This window comes from Hymenobacter terricola (assembly GCF_017921975.2).
Lineage (GTDB): Bacteria > Bacteroidota > Bacteroidia > Cytophagales > Hymenobacteraceae > Hymenobacter > Hymenobacter terricola.
Window position 1 is genome coordinate 1 of the sequence record NZ_JAGEMO020000151.1, and the last position, 5,954, is coordinate 5,954.

At 60.3% G+C, this 5,954-nt stretch carries 6 protein-coding genes; all 6 read right to left on the bottom strand.

Features of this window, described 5'->3' with window-relative positions:
- On the bottom strand, window positions 1-194 hold a 194-nt coding region (locus J4G38_RS27640; protein ID WP_226164020.1), incomplete at its 3' end, for a hypothetical protein.
- A gap of 14 nt (window positions 195-208) precedes the next feature.
- Entirely contained in the window at window positions 209-400 is a 192-nt protein-coding gene (locus J4G38_RS27645) for a hypothetical protein (protein WP_210522114.1), read from the bottom strand.
- A gap of 136 nt (window positions 401-536) precedes the next feature.
- Window positions 537-3,293: a DNA methyltransferase gene (locus J4G38_RS27650; protein ID WP_226164023.1), complete on the bottom strand. Its 2,757-nt coding sequence runs from the start codon at window positions 3,291-3,293 to the stop codon at window positions 537-539.
- Between the two features lie 53 nt (window positions 3,294-3,346).
- Entirely contained in the window at window positions 3,347-4,312 is a 966-nt protein-coding gene (locus J4G38_RS27655; protein WP_210522115.1) for a DUF5712 family protein, read from the bottom strand.
- Window positions 4,313-4,314: 2 nt separating this feature from the next.
- Complete coding sequence (locus tag J4G38_RS27660) at window positions 4,315-4,911, bottom strand: BfmA/BtgA family mobilization protein (protein ID WP_210522116.1); 597 nt, start codon at window positions 4,909-4,911, stop codon at window positions 4,315-4,317.
- A gap of 447 nt (window positions 4,912-5,358) precedes the next feature.
- Window positions 5,359-5,954 (bottom strand): TraM recognition domain-containing protein (locus J4G38_RS27665; protein WP_226164026.1); only part of this gene is annotated, 596 nt, incomplete at its 5' end.

Genomic DNA, 5,954 nt, shown 5'->3' on the forward strand with positions numbered 1-5,954 from the left:
AGCCGGTCCAGCTCGCCGCGTATCATGGCCAGGTCAATGTCGCCGGCCACGTAGAACTTGTAGAGCTGCACCAGCTCCGGGCTGGGGCCGCCGCCGTCGGCGCTGCCGGCCGCGAACGCCCACGACACCGTTCCCCACCGCTGCGCGGGGGTGCGCTCGGTGCGGGCGAATTTTGGTTTGCGGTACTGCTGCATGGGGTAAAGCCGGCCTAGCCCTGCGGCGTGTTTGGGGTATTGCGCAGCTCGTAGAGCGTGGCGTATAGTTCAAGGGCGCGCTGCTGCTTGGCGGCCAGGTCGGCCTCGTTCACCGGCAATCCGTGGCGGTTTTGCAGCGCGTCAATGTCAAATTCCAGCACGGCTAACTCCATAGTGGCATCATCTATTCTAGCTTGATTTTCCATACTACAAGATACGTCAAAAACTGCGTAATGGACCGTAAAAAGGGCTTTTTTGACACTATTTGGACAACAAAAAAAGGCCGCTACTAACGGCCTTTTTGTTGCATCCAATCAGATGCAAATTCCTAGAGTAAGAGCATTAGGCCCGACTAGTGCGGGCCTTCTTGGGTGCGCTGAGCATAGGGGCGCTAAGCTGCTGGTAAAGGCCGAAAAGGAACTCCAACCGGGCCAGTTCGGTAACGAAGGGCTGCGGGCGATAACAGCGGTCTACGGCACGGTCAAGGGCTTGATGGGCGCGGGCCAACGCTGGGGGCATAGTGCCGGGGTCGTAGAGAGCGGCCAGGCTTTCGGTGGGGAAAGCGGCGCGGGCGGCCAGTACGGCCGCTGCGGCGGTGGCCACGGCTTGCTGCTGAGCCTCAGTAGGGGCCGGAGGGAAGGGGTAAGTGTTGTAAACCATACTGGGCGAATACCGAAAGCGGCTTTCCAGCTTACCACCTACTGCCCGCATCCAAGCAACGTGCATCTTAGAAGAAAGAACGCCAAACAGGAAGGGCGTAGAATTGGGCACCACAAAGTTTGTGTTGCTACAAATGACCTCGGGGGGCAAATACCCAATGGGAATATATTCGCGCCGTTCTGAGGTCACTTCCGGCACAAGCAGGTATTCCGTTTCGGCTTGGGAAATAAAGAAGAACAAGCTAGGAGTGGCCGCCGCTTTGCGGGTAGGGGCCGCCGTGCTACCAAGCCTAAACTGCTTAACGGCTTCCACACGGGCCAGCACTTGGGGAAGAGCACGCAGCTGGGACGGGGTAGCATCCTTCAGCCAAAGGCAGTACCGAACTTTATTATTGATAAACTCCATTGCCCCCACAAACCGCCGGATAAATGGCGCGGCTCCTGGCTCCGCTAGTAGCAACTCGTCGCGCTCGGTTTCGGACAATATCAAGTTGCCGCCATCATTCGGCATACTACCAATACTCATAGCTGGCACCGGCACGAGGGGCGTACGGCTTTTGGCAATGATAACATCGGGGGCGGCGAGCAAGTAGGGGTTGATGTTGGCAACCATCTGTTGCACTGGCTCGCCCTTCTGCTTGACATAATCAGCCAGCAGTTTACTCGATGGGTTTTCCTTTCCTAAGCCCACAATGACGCAATGCACACCCGCGCCTCCCCTGGCTTCGTTGCTCCACTTGAAAGTGCGGTGGGCAAATAGGATGTGGAGGCCATGTTTCTGCAATAGCGTAGGCCAAAGCAAGGCAATCTGTTCGCCCTGCGTAATGGAATTAGTAGAGACAAAGCCAACGCGGGTATTAGGGTTGTTGGCACTCAGGTACTCGGCCGCTTTGATAAACCAGCCGGTTACAAAATCTAAATCTGCATTGGCGCGCATCCCCGCCGTCACGGCCAGCAGGTCGGCCTTTTGCCCTGCTGATTGAAACTGCTTCCCTACAAACGGCGGGTTGCCCACGATGTAATCGAGCTTCGGAAACTCGGCTTCCCAATCCACGCGCAAAGCGTTGTCGTTGAGAATGCGAGCCCCACCCGTAAGGGGCAAGCGCACATAACGCTGGTCGAAACGGGCGGAAAGGGCCAAATTAAGCTGGTGGTCCATAAGCCATAGGGCTACTTCGGCAATGCGGGCAGCAAATTCCTCTACCTCGATGCCGGCGACCTGCTCCACGCGCACCTGCTGGTAAAGGGCTAGGTTGAGGCTCACGCCGCCGGCACTGCCGCGCTCAAACAGGCGGTCGAGAATGGCGTGTTCCACCAGGCGCAGCTCGCGGTAGGCCACGACCAGGAAGTTACCGCAGCCGCAAGCCGGGTCAAGTAGGCGCAGGCCCGCCACGCGCTGCTGCAAGCGGGTGAGGGCGGGGCGGTTGGTGCCGGCGGTGGCCAGCTCCTGGCGCAGACCATCCAGCAGCAACGGGTCGAGCACCTTCAGAATATTGGGTTCTGAGGTGTAGTGAGCCCCTAAGGTGCGGCGCTGCTTGGGGTCGGCAATGCTCTGAAACAGGGAGCCGAACACGGCGGGCGAAATGCGGCTCCAGTCGAAATACGTGCAGTCGATAAGGCGCTGCCGGGTGGCCTCGGTGAAGGCCGGCGGTCGAAAATTCTCCCGAAACAAGGCCCCGTTTACATAGGGAAAGTTGGCCATGTGGGGGACCAGGGCGCGGGCGCGCTGCTCTTTGGGCGTATCGAGCACGGCAAACAGCTCGCCCAACTTCGCGCCTAGGTCGTGGCCATCGGCGGCGGTGTGTTCCTCCAACAGTGCCCGAAACTCGGCCGTGTCGAAAATGGCCGTATCCTCGGCAAAGAGGCAGAACAGCAGGCGCACCAGCAGCACCTCTAGCGGGTGGCCGGCATAGCCATCGGCCAGCAGCGCATCGTGAAGCTGGGCCATGAGTTCGGCGGCTTCGGCGTTGGCGGGGTCTTCGGGTCGCTGGGTGCCGGCGGGCCGGTAGCCGCTCAGGAAACCAAACAGGTGCAGGTGCTCGGGCAGCTCGGCCAGGGCAAAATCGTGGCGCAACCCTTGGTCGAGGTCGTAGAGGCGCAGCTGGGCAAAATCGCTGACCAGCACAAACCCCGGCAAATGGGCCTGGGGCAAGCGGGGCAGGTAGTCCAGGGCCTGGGCGTGGGCCGCGTCGAGGTCGCGGCCCCGGCTTTTCATTTCCACCAGCAACGTACCGGGCCATAGAGCATCAATGTAGCCCTGGGTGCCGTCGGCCTTCTTTACCCGTTCTTCAAAGCGGGCGCGGCGGCGGCCCTGTGGGGTAAAAACGTCGAAAAAATCACGCATGAAGTCCTGCGCTTGGGATTTTTCGTCATGGTCGGGGGCGTGTTGGCGGGCGAAGTCGGCGGCGCGGTGGCGCAGCTCGGCGAGGGAGAAGGGCATGGGGCGAAGGTAGTAGGATGGCCTATCTAAAAAATTAAGTAATCAGGCCCTGCTTACAGTTTGAGGCCGCGTTTAGGCTGTTGCTGCGGCACGCGCTTCTGCTCCGGCGCGGCGGGTTCGGGCACGGCCGGCTGCTGGGCTGGTCCTGGCTCCTGGGGAGCCTGCGCGGGGGCGGCAACGGCCAGCGGCGGGCGCTGCTCCGGGGCCGGCTGCTGCACGGCGGCTTGCTGCTCGGGTGCTGCTTGCTGCACCACCTGGCGCTGCTGCGCGGCCTGCTGCTCCTGGATGGCTTGCACCCGCAAGGCCGCGCACTGCTCCGGGGTGCCGTGCCGCATGGTGTGGGCGTAGTGGAAGGTTTCGGTCAGGGGCCGCTCGTAGGCAAACGCCCGGTCAAACGCCTGCTCGGTTCGCTCCGAATACTGCTTGCGTTCAAAGCCGCCTTTTACCACCCCGCGCTGCGTGTCTTTGTGGTTGGTGAGCGGGCTCAGGTGGTAGGGGTTCTTCCGGTCCAGCTCCCCCGATTTTTTGCGCTCGGTGTAGCGGGCGAGGTTCTCCGTCCGGCTAACGATGACGTGAATGTGCGTCTGGTCGCCCTCCTTGGCCTGGCCCTTCTCCACGTCGCCCACCTGCACCGCCCGGTCCTGGTGGTTGGTCGTGCGCTCGTGCTCCACCTTGGCGAAATACACCAGGTCGCGGCCCTCGATGCCCTTCCCAAAGTTGGCCGCGTACTGCTCCATCGCCGCCCGCGTGTACTCGCGCAGCTTCTCCGGGTCGCTGCCAATGTGGCGCAATTCGGCTTGGCTCGGGGCGAGTATCACCTGGTAATATTTGTCCGCGTCGCGGTTCAGGTTGCGCTTGTTTTGGTCGAGCGTCTGCGTGACTTCGGCGGCGGGCACGTCCTCGCGGTCGAGGCTGAACCACTGCCCTTGCACCTCCTTTTCCAAGTAGTCCACCAGGCCCCCGCTGCTGCCCGACCGCTGGGACAAGCCGGCCCCGGACTTGGGAATTTTGGCGACCATCGCTAGGGCTGGGGGGCTGGTGAGGGCGACGCAACGGCCGGGGCGGGTGGGGTTTTAGGCTTCGGGGGAATCAATACCTCGGGCCGAAACGCTGCGCCAAATACCTTCAAAAACTGCGTCTTGATGGGCTCTAGGGAAAGGTCCTGCTGACCTTGCGCGGGGGGTTCGGGCATCGGGGTAGTCAGGTATTCATCCCGCAGCTGCGTGGGCTGCATCGTCCGGCGAAATAGCCGCATGAACCACTCGGTTAGCTCCTTCACTTGGCCCGCGCTCAGGCCGGCCGGGGCACTCGGGGCCGGCGCGTTCAGCACCTTGAGTGCCTGCACCTGGGCCAGAATCGGCTTGAGGTACGTTTTCTCCTGCTCCCGAATAAATCCAATCGTGCTCTTGTCCAGCTTCGCCAGCTTGTCCGTGAGCTTGGCTAGGCTAGTGGTCAGGTCCGGGGCGGTGGGTTGCTGGGGGTCTGCTTTGGTTACCCGGAAGTATTCCACCATCGCGGCCAGCAGCTTCGTGTTGCTCAGCTTGTGCGCCTTCGCCAGCTGTTGCAGCGCCTCGTGCGTCGGGTCGTCCGCCCGGATGAATTTGCCCGTTGTTGACATATTTGTAGACAATAGTAAACTGACTGTCAGTAGTTTGTGATAATCTGTAAACAAAACTGTTTACAGATTATCAAGGCAATATACTACAACTACCTAAATAACAGTTGTTATTTAGCGAGCGGAACGGTATGAAGCGAAGCGAATAGCGTTCCTGCTCGCTACCTTACGGTACTGGGGTCGTCAGGGTACGCTCGCACCGTTAAAGGGTTCCGTTCGCGCTGGTCGGTCCGTTTTGGCTATTAGAACAAGAGGGAAGAAAGGACCGGCTACCGTGTAACAAAGTAACAAAGTAACACGGCCTCCCCTCCTTACTATGAGCTGCTAAACCGACCTCTTACAAGTCGGCTAGTGTTCCCCTTTCCAGCTAACTCTGAGGTTTTGCAAGTCTAAGTACGAGGTTTTATAAGCTAACTCTGAGGCTTTATATACAGACTCAGAAACGAATAATTACCAATTCACCCGCTCGTCTGGCTCGTCCGTCGTGGGGGCAGTGGGGGCCGTTGTGTCGGTCGTCGGTTTTACAATTGCAAAATCCTGGGGCGATTCAACGGGCTCCTTTTTTGCAATTGCAAAAACTTCGGGCTGCTCCGCTGGGGCTAGTGTGCCGCCTACAATGGCCCGCACCTGGGCTTTGATGGCCCCGAAATTCTGGGCGACTTCGGCCGGGCCGGCTTCCTGGAACGGGGCAATTTTTACGGCTTTGCTGGGCTCGGCTTTGAACGTGGCGCGGAACTCCGGCCGGCCGCTCTCCACCACCAGGCCCGCGAACTCGCCCACCCCGAACCGCATCACCTGCTGGGCCTCCAACTTGTCGCGCTGCTGGACGCTCACCGACTCGCTGGTGCTCGTCGTGCGGGTGCTCGGCTTGAAGATATTGAGGGGGCTGCTCTTGCTGGTGCCCTCCGTGGTGGACCGATACGTTTTGTCGATTTTGCCGAACATCTTGCTCACCCGCTCGGCCGTGGCCGTGTTGGTGGTGCGGCCCCAAAACTGGTTTCCTAGGTTGGCCAGAATCATCTCGGATTCCTGCCGACTTGTCAGGG

What these genes read in the sequence shown, in the direction of transcription:
- J4G38_RS27645 (WP_210522114.1), bottom strand. Translation starts at nt 400, where the DNA reads ATGGAAAATCAAGCTAGAATAGATGATGCCACTATGGAGTTAGCCGTG.
- J4G38_RS27650 (WP_226164023.1), bottom strand. Translation starts at nt 3,293, where the DNA reads ATGCCCTTCTCCCTCGCCGAGCTGCGCCACCGCGCCGCCGACTTCGCC.
- J4G38_RS27655 (WP_210522115.1), bottom strand. Translation starts at nt 4,312, where the DNA reads ATGGTCGCCAAAATTCCCAAGTCCGGGGCCGGCTTGTCCCAGCGGTCG.
- J4G38_RS27660 (WP_210522116.1), bottom strand. Translation starts at nt 4,911, where the DNA reads ATGTCAACAACGGGCAAATTCATCCGGGCGGACGACCCGACGCACGAG.